Origin of the sequence: Streptomyces sp. NPDC052016, from assembly GCF_044548445.1 — a bacterium.
Classification (GTDB): domain Bacteria; phylum Actinomycetota; class Actinomycetes; order Streptomycetales; family Streptomycetaceae; genus Streptomyces.
Map to the genome: position 1 here is coordinate 109,377 of NZ_JBIUBX010000024.1, position 22,026 is coordinate 131,402.

Annotated in this window: 19 protein-coding genes and 4 pseudogenes; 12 read left to right on the forward strand and 11 right to left on the reverse strand. The window is 72.9% G+C overall.

Annotated elements, in window-relative coordinates; translation table 11 throughout:
- Nucleotides 1-62: 62 nt before the first annotated feature.
- Entirely contained in the window at nucleotides 63-515 is a 453-nt protein-coding gene (locus ACIHAR_RS27900; protein WP_365453743.1) for an Lrp/AsnC family transcriptional regulator, read from the forward strand.
- A gap of 63 nt (nucleotides 516-578) precedes the next feature.
- Here the strand turns inward: ACIHAR_RS27900 and ACIHAR_RS27905 are convergent.
- Nucleotides 579-1,663, reverse strand: a pseudogene (locus ACIHAR_RS27905) (DUF5937 family protein).
- A gap of 100 nt (nucleotides 1,664-1,763) precedes the next feature.
- Here ACIHAR_RS27905 and ACIHAR_RS27910 point away from each other — a divergent pair.
- Nucleotides 1,764-2,948, forward strand: coding sequence for an MFS transporter (locus ACIHAR_RS27910; protein WP_365453737.1), 1,185 nt, complete (start codon nucleotides 1,764-1,766; stop codon nucleotides 2,946-2,948).
- A gap of 157 nt (nucleotides 2,949-3,105) precedes the next feature.
- Here ACIHAR_RS27910 and ACIHAR_RS27915 read toward each other — a convergent pair whose 3' ends face one another.
- Nucleotides 3,106-3,249 carry a hypothetical protein gene (locus tag ACIHAR_RS27915; protein WP_365453734.1) on the reverse strand — a complete coding sequence of 48 codons (144 nt, stop codon included), beginning with the start codon at nucleotides 3,247-3,249 and terminating at the stop codon, nucleotides 3,106-3,108.
- 262 nt (nucleotides 3,250-3,511) lie between these two features.
- Here ACIHAR_RS27915 and ACIHAR_RS27920 point away from each other — a divergent pair, with 262 nt between their 5' ends.
- Nucleotides 3,512-4,258, forward strand: coding sequence for a protein phosphatase 2C domain-containing protein (locus ACIHAR_RS27920; protein WP_365453731.1), 747 nt, complete (start codon nucleotides 3,512-3,514; stop codon nucleotides 4,256-4,258).
- A 116-nt stretch (nucleotides 4,259-4,374) separates the two neighbouring features.
- On the opposite strand, the gene ACIHAR_RS27925 is transcribed toward ACIHAR_RS27920, so the two are convergent.
- From ACIHAR_RS27925 to ACIHAR_RS27935, 3 genes and pseudogenes are all read right to left on the reverse strand, one after another.
- Nucleotides 4,375-5,241 (reverse strand): GNAT family N-acetyltransferase, encoded by an 867-nt coding sequence (locus ACIHAR_RS27925; RefSeq protein ID WP_365453728.1) that lies wholly within the window; start codon nucleotides 5,239-5,241, stop codon nucleotides 4,375-4,377.
- A 132-nt stretch (nucleotides 5,242-5,373) separates the two neighbouring features.
- Nucleotides 5,374-5,508, reverse strand: coding sequence for a hypothetical protein (locus tag ACIHAR_RS27930; protein ID WP_365454080.1), 135 nt, complete (start codon nucleotides 5,506-5,508; stop codon nucleotides 5,374-5,376).
- Nucleotides 5,509-5,569: 61 nt separating this feature from the next.
- Nucleotides 5,570-6,175: pseudogene (locus tag ACIHAR_RS27935) on the reverse strand (DUF4328 domain-containing protein); the annotation flags it as partial.
- A 265-nt stretch (nucleotides 6,176-6,440) separates the two neighbouring features.
- Between ACIHAR_RS27935 and ACIHAR_RS27940 the strand changes: the two are divergent.
- Both ACIHAR_RS27940 and ACIHAR_RS27945 read left to right on the forward strand, forming a co-directional pair.
- Nucleotides 6,441-6,761 carry an ArsR/SmtB family transcription factor gene (locus ACIHAR_RS27940; RefSeq protein WP_400022438.1) on the forward strand — a complete coding sequence of 107 codons (321 nt, stop codon included), beginning with the start codon at nucleotides 6,441-6,443 and terminating at the stop codon, nucleotides 6,759-6,761.
- Nucleotides 6,762-6,917: 156 nt separating this feature from the next.
- Nucleotides 6,918-7,510: pseudogene (locus tag ACIHAR_RS27945) on the forward strand (TetR/AcrR family transcriptional regulator).
- 12 nt (nucleotides 7,511-7,522) lie between these two features.
- On the opposite strand, the gene ACIHAR_RS27950 reads toward ACIHAR_RS27945, so the two are convergent.
- Complete coding sequence (locus ACIHAR_RS27950; protein ID WP_400022439.1) at nucleotides 7,523-8,128, reverse strand: GPP34 family phosphoprotein; 606 nt, start codon at nucleotides 8,126-8,128, stop codon at nucleotides 7,523-7,525.
- A gap of 338 nt (nucleotides 8,129-8,466) precedes the next feature.
- Here ACIHAR_RS27950 and ACIHAR_RS27955 point away from each other — a divergent pair, with 338 nt between their 5' ends.
- Nucleotides 8,467-9,396: a LysR family transcriptional regulator gene (locus ACIHAR_RS27955; RefSeq protein WP_400022440.1), complete on the forward strand. Its 930-nt coding sequence runs from the start codon at nucleotides 8,467-8,469 to the stop codon at nucleotides 9,394-9,396.
- 108 nt (nucleotides 9,397-9,504) lie between these two features.
- Here the strand turns inward: ACIHAR_RS27955 and ACIHAR_RS27960 are convergent.
- The 3 genes and pseudogenes from ACIHAR_RS27960 to ACIHAR_RS27970 form a co-directional block, all read right to left on the reverse strand.
- A pseudogene (locus tag ACIHAR_RS27960) lies at nucleotides 9,505-9,618 on the reverse strand (NADP oxidoreductase); the annotation flags it as partial.
- Nucleotides 9,619-9,940: 322 nt separating this feature from the next.
- Nucleotides 9,941-11,533 (reverse strand): glycerol-3-phosphate dehydrogenase/oxidase, encoded by a 1,593-nt coding sequence (locus ACIHAR_RS27965; RefSeq protein WP_365453716.1) that lies wholly within the window; start codon nucleotides 11,531-11,533, stop codon nucleotides 9,941-9,943.
- Complete coding sequence (locus ACIHAR_RS27970; protein WP_365453713.1) at nucleotides 11,530-12,129, reverse strand: TetR/AcrR family transcriptional regulator; 600 nt, start codon at nucleotides 12,127-12,129, stop codon at nucleotides 11,530-11,532. The genes ACIHAR_RS27965 and ACIHAR_RS27970 overlap by 4 nt, the downstream gene beginning before the upstream one ends.
- A gap of 73 nt (nucleotides 12,130-12,202) precedes the next feature.
- On the opposite strand from ACIHAR_RS27970, the gene ACIHAR_RS27975 reads away from it, so the two are divergent.
- Nucleotides 12,203-13,798, forward strand: coding sequence for an FAD-binding oxidoreductase (locus tag ACIHAR_RS27975; protein WP_400022441.1), 1,596 nt, complete (start codon nucleotides 12,203-12,205; stop codon nucleotides 13,796-13,798).
- A gap of 95 nt (nucleotides 13,799-13,893) precedes the next feature.
- Nucleotides 13,894-14,772, forward strand: a complete 879-nt coding sequence (locus tag ACIHAR_RS27980) for a YegS/Rv2252/BmrU family lipid kinase (RefSeq protein ID WP_365453707.1) — start codon at nucleotides 13,894-13,896, stop codon at nucleotides 14,770-14,772.
- A gap of 102 nt (nucleotides 14,773-14,874) precedes the next feature.
- Here ACIHAR_RS27980 and ACIHAR_RS27985 read toward each other — a convergent pair whose 3' ends face one another.
- Complete coding sequence (locus ACIHAR_RS27985; RefSeq protein WP_400022442.1) at nucleotides 14,875-16,392, reverse strand: serine/threonine-protein kinase; 1,518 nt, start codon at nucleotides 16,390-16,392, stop codon at nucleotides 14,875-14,877.
- A 160-nt stretch (nucleotides 16,393-16,552) separates the two neighbouring features.
- Here ACIHAR_RS27985 and ACIHAR_RS27990 point away from each other — a divergent pair, with 160 nt between their 5' ends.
- Nucleotides 16,553-17,197: a dihydrofolate reductase family protein gene (locus tag ACIHAR_RS27990; RefSeq protein ID WP_365453701.1), complete on the forward strand. Its 645-nt coding sequence runs from the start codon at nucleotides 16,553-16,555 to the stop codon at nucleotides 17,195-17,197.
- Between the two features lie 102 nt (nucleotides 17,198-17,299).
- On the opposite strand, the gene ACIHAR_RS27995 is transcribed toward ACIHAR_RS27990, so the two are convergent.
- Nucleotides 17,300-17,803, reverse strand: a complete 504-nt coding sequence (locus ACIHAR_RS27995; protein ID WP_400022443.1) for a hypothetical protein — start codon at nucleotides 17,801-17,803, stop codon at nucleotides 17,300-17,302.
- A gap of 248 nt (nucleotides 17,804-18,051) precedes the next feature.
- Here ACIHAR_RS27995 and ACIHAR_RS28000 point away from each other — a divergent pair, with 248 nt between their 5' ends.
- Genes ACIHAR_RS28000 through ACIHAR_RS28010 form a run of 3 tightly spaced genes read left to right on the forward strand, consistent with a single transcriptional unit; the run spans nucleotide 18,052 to nucleotide 22,012 of the window.
- Entirely contained in the window at nucleotides 18,052-18,771 is a 720-nt protein-coding gene (locus tag ACIHAR_RS28000; RefSeq protein ID WP_365453695.1) for an FCD domain-containing protein, read from the forward strand.
- Entirely contained in the window at nucleotides 18,768-20,180 is a 1,413-nt protein-coding gene (locus ACIHAR_RS28005) for a hypothetical protein (RefSeq protein WP_365453692.1), read from the forward strand. The genes ACIHAR_RS28000 and ACIHAR_RS28005 overlap by 4 nt, the downstream gene beginning before the upstream one ends.
- Complete coding sequence (locus ACIHAR_RS28010) at nucleotides 20,177-22,012, forward strand: GMC family oxidoreductase (protein WP_365453689.1); 1,836 nt, start codon at nucleotides 20,177-20,179, stop codon at nucleotides 22,010-22,012. Before ACIHAR_RS28005 ends, ACIHAR_RS28010 begins: the two co-directional genes overlap by 4 nt.
- The last annotated feature ends 14 nt before the right edge of the window (nucleotides 22,013-22,026 follow it).

Below are 22,026 nucleotides of genomic sequence, written 5' to 3' on the forward strand. Positions count from 1 at the left end.
GATCATCGAAGGTGATGGGAACTGTCCGAATTACCTTCGGAATCCGGCGGGGTGAGGCGAGCATGGACGAACTAGATTCGGCGTTGGTGCGGATGCTCCAGGAGGACGGTCGGCGCACCAACCGGGACATGGCCCAGGAACTCGGTATCGCCCCGTCCACGTGTCTGGAGCGCATCCGCTCGCTGCGCAGAAGCGGGGTCCTGACGGGATTTCACGCCGAGGCAGACCTCGCGGCGATCGGCCGCGGGCTGCAGGCGGTGATCGCCGTACGGGTCCGCCCGCCGACACGTGCCGTGATCGAGGCCTTCCAGACCTTCCTGGAGCGGATGCCCGAGGTCATCTCGGTCTTCGTCCTCACCGGCAATGACGACTTCCTCGTGCACGTCGCCGTCCGGGACACCGACCATCTGCACGCGGTGGTCCTGGACAAGCTGACCAAGCGTCCGGAACTCGCCGACGTGCGGACGTCGGTGGTGTACGGGCACATGCGCAAGAAGGTCATCGGTCCGATGTGACACCGGAGCGGACCCTGCCGCCGCTAGGCGGCAGCCGTCCGTACTCCGGCAGACCGTGGCCGCTCAGCGCAGTACGGCCGCCAGCAGGTCGGTGCCCAGCGCCGTCAGTTCGGGCAGATTGAGCGTGTGCCGGACGTAACGACCGTGCCGCCGGGCCGTGAGCAGGCCCGCGCGGCGCAGGACGGCGAGGTGGCGGGAAACCTCCGGGGCGACAGTTCCCAGGTGTGGGCCAGCTCACCGGTGGTGTGCGGGCCGCGGGCCAGGGTGCGCAGCAGCCGCAGCCGTACCGGATGCGCGAGCGCCTCCAGCCGTAGGGTGACCGTTTCCAGCGGTACCGGCTCGGTCGGACTCGGCTCGGCCACGGGGTACTGCACCACCGGCTGCCACCCGGGTGCGTGGACCACCACCAGGTGCGGGCTGCCGAAGACTGTGGGTATGAAGGTGACCCCGGCGCCGTGGGCGGCGGTCGCCTTGTCCTGCAGCTTGTCGACGACGATGCAGTCGCCGCCCGGCGCCAGGGCGACCGCGGCGGAGACCGACGCGAGTGCCGGCCCGGCGCCATGGCGCTTCAGCAGCTCGTTCTTCAGGCGCAGGTCGGTGGCGAGCCGCACGGCGACGCCCGCCCAGGCGGCGTCGAAGAAGGCCTCGGCGCACTGCTCGAGGGTGTGGCGCACCCGCGCCCGCACAGCGGCCGGATCCGCGAGCAGCCGTTCCGCGAAGGCCTCTTGCCGCGCCCCGCGGGCCTGGGCCAGCTCCAGGGCCCGCTCGCGCGCGCTCGCGTCGGTGAGCGGCGACGGCGAGGCCTGGGGCACCCGGTTGCCGCCGCACGTGGTGACCAGCGCGGCGGTCACATACGTCTCGTCGTCGATCCCGTCCACGTCGTCCAGCTCCTCGGCGAGCGTCGGCCGCGGTCGGGCGGGGATCAGGAAGTCGGCCTGTGAGGAACGCCAGAGGAACTCCGCCTCGCGCAACCGCTCGGCCAGCTCCGGCCGCAGCCCGACCCGGACATCCCCGGCCCACCCGGCGAGCTGCGGATGATGCCCGGGTTCGGCCAGCACGTGCAGCATCGCGGTCAGCTCGGCCAGCGGGGAGGCGGCGAACCGCAGTCGGCCGGGCGGCAGGCCGCTGATGTCGATCCTCAACGTCATCCGCTCATCATCACCGCCCGGACGGCCCGCGACGGCGTCGGTTGACGGTGTCCGTCAACCGACGTGCCCCACCCCACGGCAGCACGCACCGTCTGACGCCATGGCAACCACCACCAAGCTCCGGCCCCGCGCCCTCGTCCGTGCCTTCGGAGGCCCGCGCTATGCCGTCGCCCTGGCCGTGGACGCGCTCGGCACCGGCCTGCTGCGTCCCTTTCTGCTGCTCTACGGGGTGACGGTGCTGCGGCTGTCCGCGCCGGTCACCGGCATCGCCATGACGGTCGCCGTCGTCGCGGGGCTGGCGTGCATGCCCGCGGTGGGCCGATGGCTGGACCGGGGCGCACGCAGCACGGTCGTGGCAGCCTCGATGCTGGTGCGGGTGCTGGGTGTGACGCTGCTCCTGGCCACCCCGGCGCAACACGTCTGGCTGTTCGCTGCGGCGGCGCTCTTCCTCGGCATCGGCAACCAGGCATGGCCGGCCGCCCACGCTGCCCTCGTGGCCACGGTCGCCCACGGCCGGGAGCGCGACGCCGCTCTCGCGGGAGGCCGCGCCCTGCGCAACGCGGGTCTGGGCGTGGGCGCGCTCATCGCCACCGTGTGCCTGGCGGGCGGCGCCACCGCCTTGCAGGTGCTGGCGGCCGTCACCGGGCTCGCCTATCTGGCCGCGGCGGCCTTGGCGTGGTCGGTCCACCTGCACGCGCATCCGGCTGCCACCCCTGCGGGGGACGGGGCCGGCGGGCCCGCTCCCCGGATGCGCGCGCTGCTGGCCGCCAACGTGGTCTACGTCTTCTGCCTCAACGTCCCCGAGATCGCGCTGCCTCTGGTCCTGGTGACGCAGTTGCACGCATCGCCGGTGTGGTCGGCTGCCATCTTCGTGGCCAACACGGTGCTGGTGGTCACCCTGCAGGTCCCGGTCACCGTCCTGATGTCCCGCTTCTCCCGGCAGACCGTGCTGGCTCTCGCCGGCGTCGTGCTCACCGCCTCCTACCTCGGCTTCCTCGTGGCCACCTCACTGGGACACGGCTGGGGTGCCCCGGCCGTCGCCGTGGTCTCCGTGGTCTGCACTCTCGGCGAGATCGTCTATGCCGGCAGCGCCACCGCGCTCGTCACCGTCCTCGCCCCGGCCCACGTCCTGGGGCGCGCCCTCGCCCGCTTCGAACTCTCCACGGGCCTGGGCCTCGCCGTCTCCCCGGCGGTCATCACCGCCCTCGCACCCCACGGGCCGGCCGCCCTCTGGGGCAGCCTCGCCACCGCGACGCTTCTCTCCGCCGTCGTCGTCGCCCACTGAGCCGGGCTCCGGCGTGCGACGCCCGGTAGGGACCGCCGGTTGCCGGATTCCTGGCAGGAAACCCGGCGCGTCTGCTGCCGATCCGGCCCCGAGGTCCGCCCGGACCGTCACCCCGCCCCAGGCGGAAACCCTGGTCCGACCACGACCGAAGCAGCCCCTAGGAGTGGGCGAGCGCCCAGTCGAGGGCGTGGTCGGCGATCTCCTGCCAGCCGTCCTGGACGGCCATCAGGTGGGAGCGTCCGGGAAACACCTTGACCTCGGTGGTGGTGCCCCGCGCCTTGTAGTGCCTGGCGTTGGACACCTGGACCTTCGGGAAGACCGGGGAGCTCCGACGGTTGTGACAGTGGGGCAACTTATTTGCCTAGGGGGCACAGTACCTGTCGACGCCCCGTACCGCCGTTCCGAGTGGCTGCACGGCTGTCCGAGCGGCTGCACGGCGGTCCCGAGCGCGAGGGACGGCATCCGGTGGCGGGAGGGAAGCGCTGGGGCGGGGATGCACCACAGCGCCTACCCTGGTGGCTGGGGCAGGACCCCGTCGGCCCTTCGGAGGGCGGTGGCTTTCCATGCCGTACGTTGCCGTGAGCGCGCTCAGCCATCCGGGGCTGGTCCGCCAGCGGAACGAGGACAGCCTCGTCGCGGGACCGTGGACGCTGTGCGCCACGGTGACCGAGAATCCGCAGAGCCTGCTCTTCCCGCTCGGAACCCCTCTCGTCGTCGCGGTCGCCGACGGGCTCGGCGGGCACCCTCACGGTGACGTGGCCAGTGCCCTGGTCGTCCGCGGGATCGCGTCCATCGGTCCTGGCCTGACCAGCGAGGACGCCGTCCGCGACGCCCTGGGCGCCTGTAACCGCGCCGTGTACGAAGCCGCCGGCGACGAGGCGAGCGAGCTCGCCACCATGGGGACGACGATCGCCGGCGTCGTCCTGCGGCCCGGGTCGCTGCTGGTGTTCAACGTGGGCGACAGCGAGGTCTTCGCGGTGTCCCACGAGGGGCTGCGCCAGGTGAGCGTCGACGACAATCCTCCGCTCCGGCCCGGGCAGCGCACCACATCCGTCCTCACCCAGTGCCTGGGCGGCACTCCTGGTCGGCGCGCCATCGACCCGCACGTGACGGCCACGTCACTGGCGCCCGGCGACCGCTACCTCATCTGCACCGACGGCCTGACCGATCCGGTGACGACGGACGTGCTCACCGAGGTGCTGCGGGAGTACGACGACGGCCGGGCTGCCTTCGAACTGTGGAAGGCGGCCATGGAGGCGGGCGGCCCCGACAACATCACGCTGGCGATCGTGCGCGTGATGGACGACTGAGAGGGTGCTGCTCTTCCCCTACTGCGGTAACCGGTGGGGCGGTGTCAGGGATCAGCTTCCTGACGGCTGATTCCGTCTCGCGTCGGTCATGTTCCTCACCGGCTTCCGGAGCGCCGTCAGGAGAACTTGTAGCCGGTGAAGTCGGCGATGCGGACGTATCCGATGCGCTGGTAGAGGGCGTTGCTGGTGGGGTTGGCCGGGTCCGCGAACAGGACGACGTCCGTCGCGCCCGCGGCCAGCGCGGCACGGCTCACCTCGACCGTCACGGCGCCCGCGTAGCCGCGGCCCCGGAGATGGGCGGGGGTGTAGACGGGGTCCACCCGGATCATTCCGCCCACGAGCGAGGTCGCGGCCGCCATGGAGACGGGGGTGCCGTCCGGTGTCTCCCAGAACGTGAAGTGTCTGTCGCCGAAGCGTGAGTCGGCCCAGGCGCCGGAGTCGATCAGGTCGATGGAGGACTGCTCGCCGACGTCGACGCAGAACTCACGGCACCAGCGCACCACTTGCTCGCGATCCTTCGAGCCCACGAGGCGACCCCGGCCCTCCGGGTGCGGCTGCGGCGGGGTGAGCGTGCCGAGACGGTAAAGATGGGTTCGCCAGAAGGGTACGGGCGTCGCGCCGGTGTGCCGCTGCCATGTCTCGGCGAAGGCGGTGGCGGTGTCGTGGTCCGCGATGACGCCGGAGGGGGAGTGGCCGAGGCCGGCAAGGTGGGCGGCGAGGGTGCCGGCCTCCTCGGCGGAGAGGGGGGTGGCGCTCAGGTATCCGCGCGGAGTGCGATAGCAGAGGGCGCGGATTTCGCCTCCTGACTCGAGTCGGCCGAAGAAGGTGTCTTCGGCGCCGCGTGCGTCCGCCGTGCGTGTGCGCAGTTTCTCGATGTCCGTCAGCGGCGTGTTGTGCAGAGCGGGCCGCGAGCGCAGGAAGTCTCCGGCCCGGGCGAGGAAGTCGTCGACGTCTTGGGTGAGTTGCCAGTCGTCCGAGAGCATGTCTCATGATCCCGGACGTACTTGTCTCGGGGGAGCGCTTCGCGCAGGGAAACACCGGTCGCCACGACTGATTCCATGCTTGTCGGCCACGTGACGTGACTGCTCCCGGCGTGCCCCCTGGACGGTGCCTGGTCATCCCGGAACCGCCGTGCGGTACGGTCCCTCGGACGCCTTCAGCCGCTGCATGGTCGTCAGCCGGACGGCGAAGTACACCGCGGCCGCGGCGGCGGCGATGTCCAGGACGTCGGCCGCTACGTACTGCACCACGGTCCCGGACCTGACCGAGTGTTTCGGCGTCCTCATAGCGTGATCCGGCGTACCGGCCGAACAGGGTGCTGAAGACGAACAGGCCCCACCACAGGTTCACCGGCCAGATCGACGTCCGGTACGGCTCGTCGTCATCCGGCAGGGGTGTGCTCGCCCCCCACATGTCGACGGCGACACGGTACGGCATCCAGAAATGCGCCAGCGGGATCACCCAGGCCGCGACGGCCCAGCCGGGTCCGTTTCGGAACCGGTCGGGCGCCAGCAGCCCGGTGTTGCGGCGCATCCGGAAGAACCAGACGACGAAGAGCACCGCGCAGGGCACGTACGTCATGCCCTGGAGGTTCCCGGCCGTTTCGTACAGCGAGTACGCGTTGTCCAGTTCCTGCTGGGGAGCAGTGGCGAAGCCGTGGTCCCCATCGATCAGCAGGTGGATCCGGACTCCGGCGAACACGGCGAACAGATCGCTGAGGGTCACGACTGCCAGCAGCGCCGCGACGGCGGCCAGGAGGACGCGCGAGGAGCGCGGCGCCCCGCCGGGCAGCAAAGGACGCGGGCGCAGCTCACTGGATGCGGACATGACGATGGTCCCCCACGGGCAAGGAATCGGAAGCGCCCGCGGAAGAACGCGTGCTGAGGCACCGTAAGCCGAGCCGAGGCATCCCGCCATGACAAGCCCGACGTGGAACCGGTGGACGGGTCGGCGTCACAGTCGACGGCTGCTTCGCGATCGGCCCCAGCGGGGGGTCAGAGAGTCATGAAGGGTGAATGCTCGATGCGCAGGAGCTTGCGCAGCGCCGTGCGGATGCGGGACAGAACGCGGCGGCGTGGCGATGCAGGTGCGGGCATGGCTCCCCCAACAGCGGTAAGGTACGCCTGGATGCGTACCTCCAGTAAGGTACGCATCCAGGCGTACCTTGTCGAGAGGTGGAGTGATGGCGGCAGGCGAGTTGGAACACCCCCGCGCCGACGAGCTCGAGGTCGGGCCCATCCTTTTGGCGCTCGCCGACGCGAACAGGCGTCGGGTCGTGGCCGAACTGGCGGAACGGCCGGACGAAGAGCGGCTGTGCGCTTCCTTCGACCTGCCGGTGAGCAAGTCCAGCCGCACCCGTCACTGGCGAGTGCTGCGTGAGGCGGGTCTGGTGTACCAGCGCGACGCCGGGAACGGGCTGTACATGCGCCTCCGCAAGGACGACCTGGACCGCCGCTTTCCGGGCCTGATCCCGGCCGTCATAGCCGCGGACTCGGCGCACTGACGTGCGGTGGTGTGCTGAGCGCGGTGGTGTGGGGACGTGCGTCGGCGCACTGCGAAGACGGCGACGCCGATGAGCCCTGCGGCTGTGCCGGCGACCGTTGGGGCCCGCTCGGTCGTGGCTACTAGTCGACCGGTCGAATGCTTGCTGCACTGCCGGGTGGGACGCACCAGTGACGCGAGGCAGAAGATCCTCGGTGCCGCACGCTCGCTCATCGAGGGGCGCGGCTACTCGGCCCTGGGTGTGGCCGACATATGCAAGGCGGCCGGAGTGCCCAAGGGCAGTTCTACTACTTCTTCGAGTCCAAGGAGGCCCTCGCGCTCGCCGTCGTCGACGAGCACTGGGCGGCGCAGCGGCGCGACTGGGTGCGTGTCCTGGACGGCGAGGGGTCACCGCTGCAGCGGATTCGGCATCTGTTCGAGGAGACGGAGGCCGGCCAGCGCGCCGTGCACGACGGCTGCGGCACCGTGTCGGGCTGCCTGTTCGGGAACCTCGCCCTTGAACTGAGCAACCAGACGGAGCCCGTCCGCGAGCGCCTGCAGGACATCTTCGATGCGCAGGTGGAGATGGTCCACGCGGTCGTCACCGAGGCGCCGGAGCGCGGCGACGTCACCGTGACAGACACGCGGGAGGCGGCCCGGGCCGTGGTGGCGCAGCTGGAGGGCCAGGTGATGTTCGCCAAGCTCTACAACAGCCCGCAGCGGCTCACCCCCCTGTGGGACAACTGCCTGGCCCTGCTGGGCGCCCGCTGACCGCCGCAGCCCTTACTGGCCGCGCCAGACGTTGTCGAACGCGGCGTTCTCGATCGCCCGTCGCTGCCGCAGTGCCTCCAGCTCCATCACCGCGCCGCCGACGGCGGCCAGGACCGTAGCGACCTTCTCGTCGTCGAGGTCCGCCGCAGCGTCGTCCGACACCTCCTGGATCCCGGCCGCCGCGGCCAAAGTGGCGAGGACCGGTTCGCCCGACGCCCGGCGCTCTTCGGCACTGCGCCGGGCCGGCGAGTCGACCGGCACCGGCCGCCCGGTCCTCAACGGGATCAGGCGACCGCGCGGCCGGGTAGCCAGCCCCACCCGCTCCAGATCCGCGACATAGGCGGAGAACAGCCCGCGTCCCCGGCGCCACAACCAGTCCTCGACGGACTCGTACGGCTCCTGTCGTACGAGAGAGGAGGCGGCCTCGTCCAACATGCGCTCGCCCGTCGGTGACTGCGCACTGGGCAGGATGCGGTCGCCCTCCACGACCAGGGCCCGCGCCTGGATCAGGTCGAGCATCTCGGCCCCGGCGAGCGCGAGCGACAGGTCGCCCTGTTCCAGCGGGCGGCGGGCTGCCGCGCTCAGGGCGACGATGGCGAGATCCTGTGCGGTGGTCATGAGCGGCTCCACGTCGGTCGGCCGGGGGAGGGGCGGGTACGCAAGGGGGTGTTCCCCGTGCATTCTCGCCGCCGTTCGGGAGCTGTGCGTCGTGCTACGAGCATGTGGTGCGGGAAGCGGATCCGCAGCACCGCGGCGGCCGCGGTCGCGGCGAGGACCACGAGGGCGCCCGACGCCTGCCGTGCGAGGAACTTCCGCATGCCCGCTCTCCGTTCAACCGCCGGTCGCGGTGCCGGGCCGTCCCGCTGCGCCGGGACCCAGTGCGCGCCCATGACCAGCGCCGATGCCACGGCCGGCGTCCTCGCCGCTGATAGGCGCAGCCTCCCAGCCCGCGTAGCATGACCAGCGTGGAACTGCGTCAGCTGCGGTACTTCGTCGCGGTCGCCGAGGAACTGAGCTTCGGCCGGGCCGCCGAGCGGCTGCTCATCGCGGGACCCTCGCTGTCCCAGCAGATCAAGGCGCTCGAGCGGGACCTGGGCGTCCGGCTGTTCGACCGGGACCGCCGCTCGGTCTCCCTCACCCCGGCCGGCGCCGCCCTGCTCGAGCACACCCGTGCCCTGCTGGAGCAGGCCGACGACCTGCAGCGCAGGGCCGGCCGGCTGGCGGGCTCGGAATCGGTACGGCTGGGCTACGTCAACTGGCTTCCCCGGGACCTGATCTCACGTACGGCCGCGGTGGCCAGGGTGCACGTCGACGCCTGGGTCGCCCCCTCCCACACCCAGGCCGCCCGGGTCGCCGACGGCAGCCTGGACCTCGCCGTGTGCTGGGTGCGGAACGAGGACCTGAACCGTCACGGACTGCGGGCCCGGCTGGTCGGCGCCGACCGGCTCTACGCCGTCGCCACCGGGACCGACACCGGTGACGTGCCGGCCGCCCACACCGACGTCCTCATCGACGACGACATCACCTCCTGGCAGTCCTGGAACGTGTACGCCGAAGAACTGGCGCGGACCACCGGGGCGCGTGCGGTGCGCATCTCCGACGGCGCCATCACGGGCCCCGCCTTCTTCGACCACGTCCGCCGCTGCCGCCGCCCGATCGTCAACTCGCCTAAGGGGCAGACCACACCGCTCCCGCCCGACCTGGTGCGCCGGGAGATCGTCGGGCCGAAGGTCTACTGGACCTGGTCCCTGGTCCGGCGTGAGAAGGAGGACCGCACCGCCGTTCTCGCCGTCGTCGACGCCCTGTGCGACGGCGTCGGCGACCTCGGCCTCCACGCCCCGCACGTCTGGCTGCCCGCCGACGACGCCCACGCGCTCCCGGCCTGAGCTGCACGGGGAGCCCGTGCCTCCCTTCCGTGCGGGAGCAGCCCTTGGGAGGCCCCGTCGCCGGCAGGGGAGGACGCCCTCTCGCGGCCTTCTCCTTGGCTCACGGCCCGGTCCGGCCGCACAGGCCGGCGGAGGTGCGACGGCCTGGACGTCCGCTCCCTCTCCGACCCACAACCCGATGAAGAGCGCGGCGGTCGCCTCCAGGAGTCCGGCCCTTTCGAGATAGGCCTGCGTCCACATCCGGCACCGGGCGGCCTCCTGCCCTGGCGGAGTCCGACGAGGGCGACAAGTTCCCCTGGAGCACGTCCGGGGACGACCCGGAGCAGTGGCTCGTCACGGTCGCCTCTCGCAACGGCGACTGGTGGCACCATGAGGGCGGCGCCGTCCAGTTCCTCCCCGAGTACTGCGACGGCACGCTGGAGCCCTGGGCGCTGCCCCCGTCCGAACCGACGTCACTCTCTGCCGACCGTGTCGCGGGCCGTCCCTCAGCCATGAGGAACCACGTCCGACCCGCACGGTACCGGCTTGTCGCCGGGACCGATCGTCAGCCTGTCGCCCCTCCCTCCGCCAACAGCTCCTGGGCGGTGTCGAGCGCCGTGGCGCGGTCGTCGGGGACGAGTCCGATGCGGGTGCGGCGGTCGAGGAGATCCGCCGTGTCGAGGGCGCCTTCATGGCGTACGGCCCACAGGAGTTCGGCGCGGGTGACCGGGTGACCGGCCAGGACGGGTTCGGCGAGCCGGGGATCCTGGGTGCTGAGCGCGTGGACGGCCGGCGCTTCGGTGCCGTAGCGGTGGACCAGGCGGCGAGGGGCGGGGAGGGTGGTGAGGACGGAGGGCGGTGCGGCGCCGATCAGGGGGAGTGACGCGGTGGGGGAGGGCCGCGCGGACAGGCGGTGGGTGGCGACGGCGGCGTCGACGGCGTCCTCGGCCATCCGCCGGTAGGTGGTGAGCTTGCCGCCGACCACCGTGACCACGCCGTCGGGCGAGGTGATCACCGCGTGTCTGCGGGAGATGTCCGCGGTGCGGGCCGCCGCGCCGGAACCCGCGCCCGGCGTGGTGTCCAGCAGGGGGCGCAGGCCTGCGAAGGCGCCCACCACGTCGTGGCGGTGGACGGGGATGTCCAGGGCCGAGCCCAGGACGTCGAGGAGGAAGCCGATGTCGGTCTCGGGCGCCTCGGGGGTGTCCGGGATGTCGTCGTCGACGGGTTCGTCGGTCAGGCCGACGTAGGTCCGGCCGTCCCCCTGCGGCAGGACGAGAACGAACCGGTTGGTCTCGCCGGGGATCGGGATGTGCAGACCGGCGGGGAGGGTGCCGAGGTGCTGCGAGCGCAGTACGAGGTGGGTTCCGCGCGAGGGGCGGATGCGGACGCCGTCCACCAGACCGCCCGCCCACACCCCGGATGCGTTGATGACGGCCCGGGCCCTGATCTCGCCTTCCTCGCCGGTGAGTTCGTCCCGTACCCGGGCGCCGGAGCGAGTCAGCTCCAGCGCCCGTACGCGGGTGAGGATCCGCGCGCCGTGGGCCGCGGCCGTACGGGCTATCGCGGTGACCAGTCGGGCGTCGTCGGTGACGCGGCCGTCCCAGGACAGCAGGCCTCCGCGCAGTCCGGCGCCGCGCAGCGCGGGAGCGAGCCGGCGTGTCTCGGCCGCGGACAGCCTGCGGGGTGCGGGCAGGGTGGCCCGCCCGGTGCGGGCCGCCAGGCGCAGGGTGTCTCCGGCGCGGAAGCCGGCCCAGGCCAGGGCGGCCTGTCCGCGGGAGACCAGCGGGGTGAGGGGCAGTACGAAGGGCTGGGCGCGCACCAGATGGGGCGCGCTGCGCTCCATGAGGATGCCGCGTTCGCGGGCGCTCTCGTGGGCGACGTCGAGTTGGGCGGACGCGAGGTAGCGCAGTCCGCCGTGAATGAGCTTGGAGCTCCAGCGCGAGGTGCCGAAAGCCAGGTCGTGGGCGTCGACGGCGACCACCGTCAGTCCTCGGGCGGCGGCGTCCAGCGCGGCTCCGGCGCCGGTCGCGCCGAGACCCACGACCAGCACGTCCACGGTCGGACCGCCGACGGTCCGGGCCAGTTCGCTGCGGCGGCGGGCGGCGGACAGCGACGAGCCCGGTGCCGTGGGGGAGGAGGCCGTGCTGCTGGGGCTCATGGCGTCAGGGTCCTCTCGAGGATGGTGCGCAGTTCCGCGGAGAAGGCCTCGCTCGTCAGGTCGGGGTCGTCCTCGTCGGTCATGGTGCGCAGTGACAGGGTGAAGGCCTGGGCGACCAGGAGCAGGGACCGCGCCTGTCGTTCGGGGTGGCCGGGGCGCACCGAGCCGTCGGCGTGCCCCTCCCGCAGGGCCTCGGCGAGCAGGCCGAGCAGGGCGTCCTGGCTCGCGCCGCGCCGGTCCAGCACATAGGGCAGGAGCAACTCGGGGTCGACGTCGACGATCTTGCGGAAGAGCGGATGGGCGCGGAAGGCGTCCACTCCGCTCACCAGGCCGTCGACGATGCGGGCGCGCGCGCCGCTGCCCGGTACCGGTGGGGGCATCGCCCCGGTGGCCGCGTCGATCCACTCACGGGTCATCAGGTCGCCGACCAGGGATCGCACATCGGGCCAGCGGCGGTACAGCGTCATCCGGGAGACGCCCGCACGGCGGGCCACGTCGGTGAGAGTCGTACGCCGGACACCGACGGCCAGGACACAGTCGCGCACCGCGTCGAGCACCGGATCGCTGTCCGAGGCGTTGTGACGAATAGGCGTCATGTGTCACAGTGTAACGCCTGCACGGCAGTGCAGGAGAGAGCACTCTTCCGCGACGACCGGTGAGGACAAGCGCATGGACATGCTGTGGAGCGGCTGGGGCGACCCGGCCAGGGCGACGCCGCTGCCCGACACGGTGACCGGGCTGCTGCGCGACCTGCTCGGGGTCAAGCCCCGCAGCGCCGAGCCGGTCGCCCTGGAAGAGATCACCGTCCCCGAGCCGGCGCTGGACACCGCCGCACTCCAGGCCCTCGCCGACGTCGTCGGCGGCGAAGCCCACGTCCGCACCGACGCAGAGACCCGCATCCGGCACACCCGCGGCAAGTCCACCCCCGACCTGCTGCGCATCCGTACCGGGGACGTGGCGGCCGTCCCGGCCGCCGTGGTCCTCCCCGCCGGTCACGACGACGTCCTCGCCGTCCTGCGGACGTGTGCCGAACACGGCCTCGCCGTCGTCCCGTTCGGCGGCGGCACCTCCGTGGTCGGGGGACTCTCCCCGCAGCCGCGACGGCCCTTCGTCGCGCTGGACCTGGCCCGCATGGACGGCATGCTCGCCCTCGACCCGGTCTCCCGTACCGCCACCCTGCAGCCCGGACTGCGAGCCCCGCACGCGGAGGCGCTCCTGGCCGAACACGGCTACACCCTCGGCCACTTCCCCCAGTCCTACGAGTGGGCCACCATCGGCGGATTCGCCGCCGCACGCTCCAGCGGACAGGCGTCCGCCGGCTACGGCCGCTTCGACGAGATGGTCCTCGGCCTCACCCTCGCCACCCCCGCCGGCACCCTCGACGTCGGCCGCGCACCGCGCTCGGCCGCCGGCCCCGACCTGCGCCAGCTCGTCCTCGGCTCCGAGGGGGCGTTCGGCGTCATCACCTCGGTGACCGTACGGATCCGCCCCCTCCCCGAGACCCGTGTGTACGAAGGGTGGCGCTTCGCCTCCTTCGAAGAGGGCGCCGCCGCCCTGCGCCGCCTGGCCCAGGACGGGCCGCGTCCGACCGTCCTGCGGCTGTCGGACGAGACGGAGACGCTCATCGGCCTCGCCCAGCCCGACGCCATCGGCTCCTCCGGCTTCTCCCAGCCCGCGGGATGCGTGGCGATCGCGGGCTACGAGGGCACGGAGGAGGACACCGCCCACCGCCGTGAGCGGGCCGCCGCCGTACTGCGCGACTGCGGCGGCACCTGGCTGGGCGAGGAGCCGGGCGAACGCTGGGCCCACGGCCGCTACTCGGCGCCCTACCTGCGGGACGCGCTGCTGGACGCGGGGGCGTTCGCCGAGACGCTGGAGACCGCCGGCTTCTGGTCCCGCCTGCCCGAGCTGTACGCCTCCGTCCGCGCGGCGCTCACCACCACCCTCACGGAGTCCGGCACCCCGCCGCTCGTGATGTGCCACATCTCCCACGTCTACGAGAACGGCGCCTCGCTGTACTTCACCGTCGTGTCGGCCCAGGGCGACGACCCGGTGGCGCACTGGGAGCCCGCCAAGCACGCCGCGAACGAGGCGATCATGGCCGCGGGCGGCACGATCAGCCACCACCACGGCGTGGGCAGCGACCACCGGGACTGGTACGTCCGGGAAGCCGGCCCACTCGGCATCAGCGCCCTCCAGGCCGTCAAGCGACAGCTCGACCCCGCGGGCCTGCTCAACCCGGGCATCCTCCTGCCCACCGACTGACCGGCCCGTCCACCCACCCCCCGGCCGATCCCCGCCTCAGCCACCCCCTCCCCACTCCGTGCACGATCCCGTCAGCCGCCCTCGGAGGCACACCGATGCGACAGTTCACCGCCATCGTCAACCCCACCGCCGGCGGATCCACCGGGGTGGCGGCACTGCTGCGGGTGGCCCGGCTGCTGCGGGAGGCCGGGGCCGGGCTGGAGACCGAGTACAGCCGCAGCCTGACCCACGCGCAGGACCTCGCCCGGCAGGCCGGGGCACGGGACCGCGTCGTCCTCGCCGTCGGCGGCGACGGCATCGCCGGCGGCATCGGCGGGACCCTCAGCGGAACCGACACCGTCCTCGGACTGGTCCCGGCCGGCCGCGGCAACGACTTCGCCCGAGCGCTGGAACTGCCCACCGACCCCGCCGCGCTGGCCCGGATCCTGCTCGACCACGCCCCCCGCCTCGTCGACACGATCGAGGTGGAGTCCGCCCACGGCCGCACCGTCGCACTCGGCAGCGTGTACGCGGGCGTGGACGCCCTCGCCAACCGCCACGCCAACCACGCCCGAGTACTGCGCGGAGCCGCCTCCTACTACATGGGCGGACTGCGCGCGGTGGCCACATGGCGCCCGGCCGACTACCGGGTCACCGTCGACGGCGAGGAGCACACCCACCGCGGCTACACCGTCGTGGCCGCGAACTCCGCCTACTACGGCTCCGGCCGCATCATCGCCCCCGACGCGCGGATCGACGACGGACTCCTCGAGGTGGTGATGATCCGTCACGCGCCACGGCGCCTCTTCTTCACCCTGATGAACGAGCTGACGACGGGCGCGCACATCCGCCGGCCGGAAGTGCGGACCCTGCGGGGCCGCGAGATCCGCATCGAGGCCGAACAGCCGGTGCCCTACGGCACCGACGGCGAGGTCGACGCCGTCCTCCCCGTCACCGCGAGGGTGCTGCCGGCCTCGCTGCCGGTGCTGTGCTGAACGCCCGGCACCAGGGCCCGTCCCGGTGCGGCCACGTCCGGTGCCGGCTGCGGGGGGCATCGCTCGACCGGGGCAGCCCGCTGCCCGCCCCGGCACGCACCCCTACGTTCCTCGAGTGCACCGGCCCGTCGGACTCGACGCCGGAGGGCGGCACTGGAGCGCGAAGTCGTCCGAGCTGACGCTGAGAAAACGCCCGATACAGCTGACCGCCGTCGTGTGGCCACGTTCGGCGCAGAACGACAGGGCCGCTCGGCCGTCGGTGAAGGGGCCGGGTGCGTAGATCACCCAGAAGCCGGGGCGGAGCGAGGCGTAGTCGTCGCTGCGCAGGACCAGTGCCTCGGGCACGGTGGCGCGGATGCGTTCGAGGCGCCGGTCGCGGGCCGCGGTGCCCGAGGAGACCGGCTCCGAGTAGAGCTGGGCGATCCAGCGGCCGTTCGCGGCCGGAGACGGCGTGGACTCGGCCGTGACCGGCGTGGAGGGCGAGGGCCGGCGGGAACGCGCGGACGCGCTGGGGCTCTCCTCCGCTGCCGTGCTCCGGGGCGGAGTGACGGGCGTGGCCGACGTGCTCGCCGGGGGACCGCCCGCCCGGTCGGCGGACGCGCCGTCGTCGAACGGGCGCAGGCTGAGGACGAGGCCGGCAACCCCGACGACGGCCAGGACGGCGAGCGCGGCGGTGAGAGCCGGGCTGCGACGGCGGTGGTCAGATCCCGGGAGGGCGCTGTCGGTCCGCGTCGGCGGCCCCGGCACAGGCGGCGCCGGCGGCGCCGTCGGAGCCGGGACCGGTGCCGCGGTCAGTGTCGGCCGGTCCCACCTCGGCTGGGCGCCCCTCTCGACCTGGGCCAGCAGAGCGTCCAGCCGGACGGCGTCCGGACGGGCGGCGGGATCGCGTACGAGCAGGGCCTGCAGGACCGGTGCCAGGGGGCCGGAGCGTACGGGCGGTGGAACGGGGTCGTCGAGGACGGCGGCGAGAGTGGCGAGTGTGGTCTCCCGGCGCAGCGGACTCACGCCCTCCACGCACACGTACAGCACCAGCCCGAGGGACCACAGGTCGGAGGCCGGGTCGTCGTGGCCACGGATGCGCTCGGGGGCCATGTACTCGGGAGAGCCGACGAGTTCACCCGTGGCGGTGAGCGCGGAGGTCCCCTGCAAAGCCGCGATGCCGAAGTCGGTGAGCACCGCCGTGCCGTCCGGGCGCAGCAGGACGTTCGCCGGCTTGACGTCCCGGTGCTGGACGCCGGCCGCATGGGCGGCGCGCAGCGCGGTGAGGACCTGACGTCCGACCGCCGCGGCCTCGGCCGGACTCAACGAGCCTTCGGACAACCGCTGTTGGAGTGACCGGCCGGGCACCAGCTCCATCACGATCCACGGGTGCGGATGCGCCTCGACGATCTGATGGACGGTCACCACGTGCGGGTCGTTGAGCCGGGCCAGCGCCCTCGCCTCACGCATGACCCGCTCACGCACGGCGGGGGAGGCCTCCGCGTCGGGGCGTACGGCTTTGAGGGCGACCTCCCGGCCCAGCACGGTGTCGCGGGCCCGCCACACCGTGCCCATCCCCCCACTGCCGAGCCGCTCGATCAGCTCGAAGCGTGCGTCGATCACGTCCCCCGGTACGTTCATGCACGTCAGGTTAGGGCAGGGAGGCCGGGCCCGAGTCGCGGATCCGGAGGAACGAGGTCCTCATGGGGTAGCCCGTTCTCCGATCGGTCAAGGCGTAGCGGTGAGTTTTGCCGGCCCGGAGAGTCACCCCGTCGTTGTCAGATCACCACTGGAGGAACATGTGGCTCAACTCTTGAGAGTCCAGAACTTCAACGTCTCGAGTGACGGCATCGCCGCCGGCGAGGACCAGAGCTTCGAGCGGCCGTTCGGTCACGACCATCCCGAGAGGTTGTTCGCCTGGGCCGGCGCCACGGCGAGCTGGCCCATGCGCACCGACCCCGGCGGCAGCCGGGGCCTCGACGACTACTTCACCCGGGACTACGCCCGCAACATCGGCGCCGAGATCATGGGCCGCAACAAGTTCGGGCCCCAGCGCGGGCCCTGGCACGACCACGAGTGGCGCGGCTGGTGGGGTGAGGAACCCCCGTTCCGCACCCCGGTGTTCGTCATGACCCACCACAAGCGGCCTTCGTTCACCCTCTCCGACACCACGTTCCACTTCGTCGACGGCGACCCGGCCACGGTCCTCGAGCAGGCGCGCGAGGCAGCGCAGGGCAAGGACGTCCGCCTCGGCGGCGGGGTCACCACCATCCGGGAGTTCCTCGACGCCGACCTCGTCGACACCCTGCACGTGGCGGTCTCGCCGGTGAAGCTCGGCTCTGGACTGCGGCTCTGGGAATCCCCCGATGAACTGCTCGACCGGTTCCACCTGGAGGTCGTGCCCAGCCCGAGCGGCGTGACACACCACCTCTTCTGGCGCAAGTGACCGTCCCCAGGGCCCGCCCCGGCCGGCTGCGGTGCCGCCGGGGCCGGCCCCGGGTGCCGTCTCTCTCGGGAGGGGCGGCGCGGGGCACTGCCGGGAGCCGGGTCACGCGCGGGGGCGGGAGAGGACGTATCTGTTTCCGGCGTCCGGGTCGCTGTAGAAGAAGAACAACCACAGTCTTCTGTCCTTGTCCCGGTCCACGTAGAGGTCCCAGGTGTACGTCGTGGGCGGCGGCACGGAGACCGACGTGGCGTCCCTCGTGTGGTCCGTGCGGTATTCGATGCCGGTCCGGTCGTTCAAGGCAAGGCGGATCTCCTGGCCGTCGTCGCCATCGGTGAGTCTCCAGGTCCCGTTGCCCGACAGGCGCCAGCCGTCGTCGAAGGCGAAGTCCGCTCCGTCGAGCCGCTGGAAGACCGCCGTGCCGTCGCGGCGGAGGGTGACCTGTGTGCCCTCGATGCAGTTCCATGTGCCCGCGAGCTCCGCGACCGTCGCGTCGTGCACGCCGGTACCCGAGTAGAACCCGTACGGACTGCACCCGCTCGTCACGGTCAGCGCGATGGCGGTGCTCCCCAGGGCGACGCCCCACCTGCCCGTCCTCGGCTTCCCCATCTCCGGCCCCCTCCCTCACGCACCCCGGCACGCCAATTGAACACGTTCAACTTTCGGGTGTCGAGGTGGGGTTCCGCTCGCGGTGGCAGGCAGCCCCGGCCGCCGGCTGCCTGCGAGTCGGCGCCAACTGCCGGGCGGCGAGCGGGCGGGCGCCATGGGTGCCGGAACGATGGCGTGGGCAATTCGGCAACGTGAAAAGGGAGTTGGGCGTGCCGAACCCGTTGACTGCGCGCACGTGTGTTGGTTGAGTGGCTCATCCACTGAGCCACTGGGAGGACGGCGTGGAGGCACTGCCCCGCGAGACGATCGTCGATGTTCTGGAGAGCCGGCTGCGTGAGGACATCCTCAGCGGACGCCACCCGGTCGGCAGCTACCTGCCGCCCGAGCGCACGCTCGCCGACGGATACAGCGTCACCCGCACCACCCTCAAGCACGCCTTCGGGCGGCTCATGCAGGCCGGTCTGTTGGAGACCCGGCACGGCGTCGGCACCCGCGTGCGCGACTACCTCCGGCTGGGCGGAGCCGACCTGCTGCCGATGCTCGTACGGCACAGCCCCGACTGGATCAGGGAGGTATTCGAAGTGCGGCGCGGTATCGGAGCGCTGATCGCCGAGCGTGCCGCGGCCCGGGCGACCGACCGGCAACGAGCCGAGCTGCGGACGCTGCTGACGGCCGTCGGGGACGCAACGGACGCCGACGCCGTGCAGCTCGCGGACATCGAGGTCCACCGGGCCCTGGCACGGGCCACAGGCAACCGCGTCTACGTCCTGCTGACCAACACGCTCTTCAACGCCTACCTGCCGGTACGCGCCGCACTCAGGGCGCCGTTCACGGATCCCCAGGTCGCCCGCGGGCGACTTGAGCCGGTGGTCGACGCGGTGGTGTCCGGTGACGAGGCGGGCGCCCGGCGGGCCGCCGAGGGGTATCTGACGGCGACCGAGCGGATCATGCTGGAGGGCCTCGCATGAGCGCGGACGTCGCCCCCGCTCGCGGCACCGTCTTCCGCGAGACGATGCTCGGCGCACTGCGGCTCGACGCCGAGGACCGCACGCGCCGCGTCCGTCTCGATCTGACGGTCTCCGCCGACCGCCTCCTGCGGCTGTCCGGCACGACCGAGGCCCGTGGCGCCGGCCGGATGCGGATCGCCGGGTGGGCCGACGATCCTCGCGCGGAAGGCGAGTTGGAGATCTCGCCGTGGGCGCGACGCCGTATCCGCTACCGCATCAGGTTCACCGCCGACGGCCGGCGGCTGACCCTCGACGGCTGGAAGTCCGTCACCTCGCGCAGACCCGTCGCCTCGATGACCGTGCTGCCGTACACCCTCTGGGAGGACGGCGCGCGGATCGGCACCGGCACCCTGCGGTTCGCGCTCGGCACGCAACTCCTGCCGTTCCTCGCGAGTTTCCGTTTCCCGCGGCAGGAGGAGGCCGGTGCCCACCTCGCGCCACGCTGGCGCGGCGAGCCGGGCCGTACCGAGGTGTGGTACACCACCGTCACCGACCCGGCCACCGGAACCGGCCTGTGGCTGCACCACGAACTGACCGCCCCTGCCGACGGATCCGCACCGTACGGGCACGGCTGGGCCGCTGTGTTCCCCAAGGACGGTCCCGTGCGCCACGCTCGCTTCGGTCCCGCCCCGTGGACTGGTGACGAGTCCGGCTTCAGCGGCGACGGGACAGCGGTCCGGCCCGGCCGCCTGACCGGCTCGGCCGGGGACGGAGCCCTGCGCTGGGACCTCTCCGAAGTACCCACGGACCAGCCCTTGTTCACCTTCCCCCGCTGGGCCTGGCGCCGACCGCTGCTGCCGGCCGCCCAGATGCTCCCGGCCGCGCGGGCCTCGTACGACGGCACCGTCACCCATGACGGCAGCACGCTGACCCTCACCGCCGCGTCCGGCGCGTCGGCCCGGATCTACGGCCACGGCAACGCCCGCCGCTGGGCCTGGCTGCACGCCGACCTGGGCGGCGGGGACGTCCTGGAGATCGTCGCCGCCGTCTCCACGCGTCCGGGGCTGCGCAGGCTTCCGCCCCTGGTCTTCCTCCGGTTGCGCCGCAGCGGCCGCACCTGGCCCCGCCGCCCCGAGCGGTCGGCCGTCGGGTGGGCGGGAGCGGGCCGATTCCGGGCCGACATCGCTCTGCCCACGTGGACGGTCACCGGCCGCTGCGGTCTGCGCCGGATCCGGGTCGAGGTCACCCAGCCCGAGGACCGCACCCTAGCCCTGGACTACACCGACCCCGACGGCGGGCACGCGACGTGCCGCAACAGCGAACGCGCCGACGCCCACGTCCTGGTGGAGCGGTGGTGGTTCGGGGGCTGGCGCACCGAGGCCGCCTGGACACTGGACGGCACGGCCCACGCGGAGGTGGGCACCCGATGAGCCTCGACGGCCTGGTGGCCGCCCTCCTCGCCGACGACGGCACCGCCGACTGGCCCCGGCGCGTTCCCACCCGACTGGACACGCTCCTCGCCACGATGCCGCTCGCCGCCCGCGCCGGCCTGCGCGCGGCGGCCCACGGAATCGACGCCTACGCCATGGCGCGCACCGGGCGCACCCTGGCCGCGCTCACCCCGCGCGAACGGGAGTCCGTACTCGGCGCACTGGCCGCACGGCCCGCACTCCTCCCGCTCCTGGACCTGATCAAAGTCCCCGTCCTCCTGTCGGCCGGGACGGAGCGGATGCTCCAGGAGGGCGGCTCGGCCCCGCGTGGACCGATACGAAAGGACCCGCCGCTCGACCTGACGCCCGCCCACGCCTGGCCCGCCCGCTCCACCGCCGACGCCGTGGTCATCGGCTCCGGCGCCGGCGGGGCGATGGCGGCGCGAACCCTGGCACGGGCCGGGCTGGACGTCGTCGTCCTCGAAGAGGGACAGCACCATGCGACCGAGTCGTTCGGCCGGCGCGCGCCCCTCGAGCGGTTCACCGAGCTCTACCGGGACGGCGGGGCCACGGTCGCGGTGGGCGCACCACCCCTGCTGCTGCCGGTGGGCCGAGCCGTCGGCGGCACCACGGTCGTCAACTCCGGTACCTGCTACCGCACCCCGGGCCACGTCCTCGCCCAGTGGAGCAAGGACTTCGGCTTCACCCTCGCCGACGGCTTCGACCGGCATCTGGACGAGGTGGAACGCACCCTGCGCGTGGCCACCCAGCCCTTGGACGTGCTCGGCGGCAACGGCCGGCTCGCGCTCGCCGGTGCCCGCGCACTCGGATGGCAGGCCGCGCCCCTGCGGCGCAACGCGCCCGGCTGCCGGGGCTCCTGCCAGTGCGTGGTGGGCTGTCCCACCGGCGCCAAGCAGAGCGTGCAGCTCTCCGTGCTGCCCGACGCCTGCGCGGCGGGCGCCCGCATCGTCACCGGAGCGCGGGTGGAACGCGTCCTCGTCGACCCGGACCACCCCGGAGGCGCGCGCGCCTCAGGCGTGCGCGTACGCCGGCCCGGCGGCGGCTTCGAGATCCTCGCCCCTCTGGTCGTCGTCGCGGCGGGCGCCCTGCAGTCCCCGCCGCTGCTGCGGCGCTCCGGCCTCGGCGGCCATCCGCGTCTCGGTCGCAACCTCAGCGTCCACCCGGCGACGAGCGTCGCAGGCCGCTTCGCGGATCCGGTCACCGCCTGGGAGGGCGTGCTGCAGAGCGTCGGAGTGGAGGAGCACCACAGGGACGGCGTCCTCATCGAGGCCACCGCCACCCCGCCCGGCATGGGCTCCTTCGTCCTCCCCGGACTGGGCGGCGAGCTGCGTCGCGAACTGGAGTGCGCCGACCGGCTCGCCACGCTCGGCGCCATGATCGCCGACCGTCCCTCCGGGCGTGTCCTCGGCCGCGACCGCATGCTGCTCCGCTACGACGTGCACCGCCGCGACGCGGCCCGGCTGATGCGGGCCGTGCGCGCCATGGGGGAGCTGCTGTTCGCCGCGGGCGCGGAGGAGGTGCTCACCGGAATCCCCCGCACCCCGCGCGTGCGGGACCTCGCCGAACTGGACGCCGTCCTGGCCGGCACGAGCGCCCGGCAGCTGCACCTCTCGGCCTACCACCCCACCGGCACGGTCGCCGCGGGGGCGAACCCGCAGCACTGCCCGGCCGACCCGGCGGGCCGGCTCCGCGGGGTGCGGGGAGTACTGGTCGCGGACGCCTCGGTCCTGCCCAGCTGCCCCCAGGTGAATCCGCAGCTGAGCATCATGGCGGCGGCGCTGGCGGTCGCGCAGGAGCACCTTCGCGGCTGAGCCTCGGGAGGAAC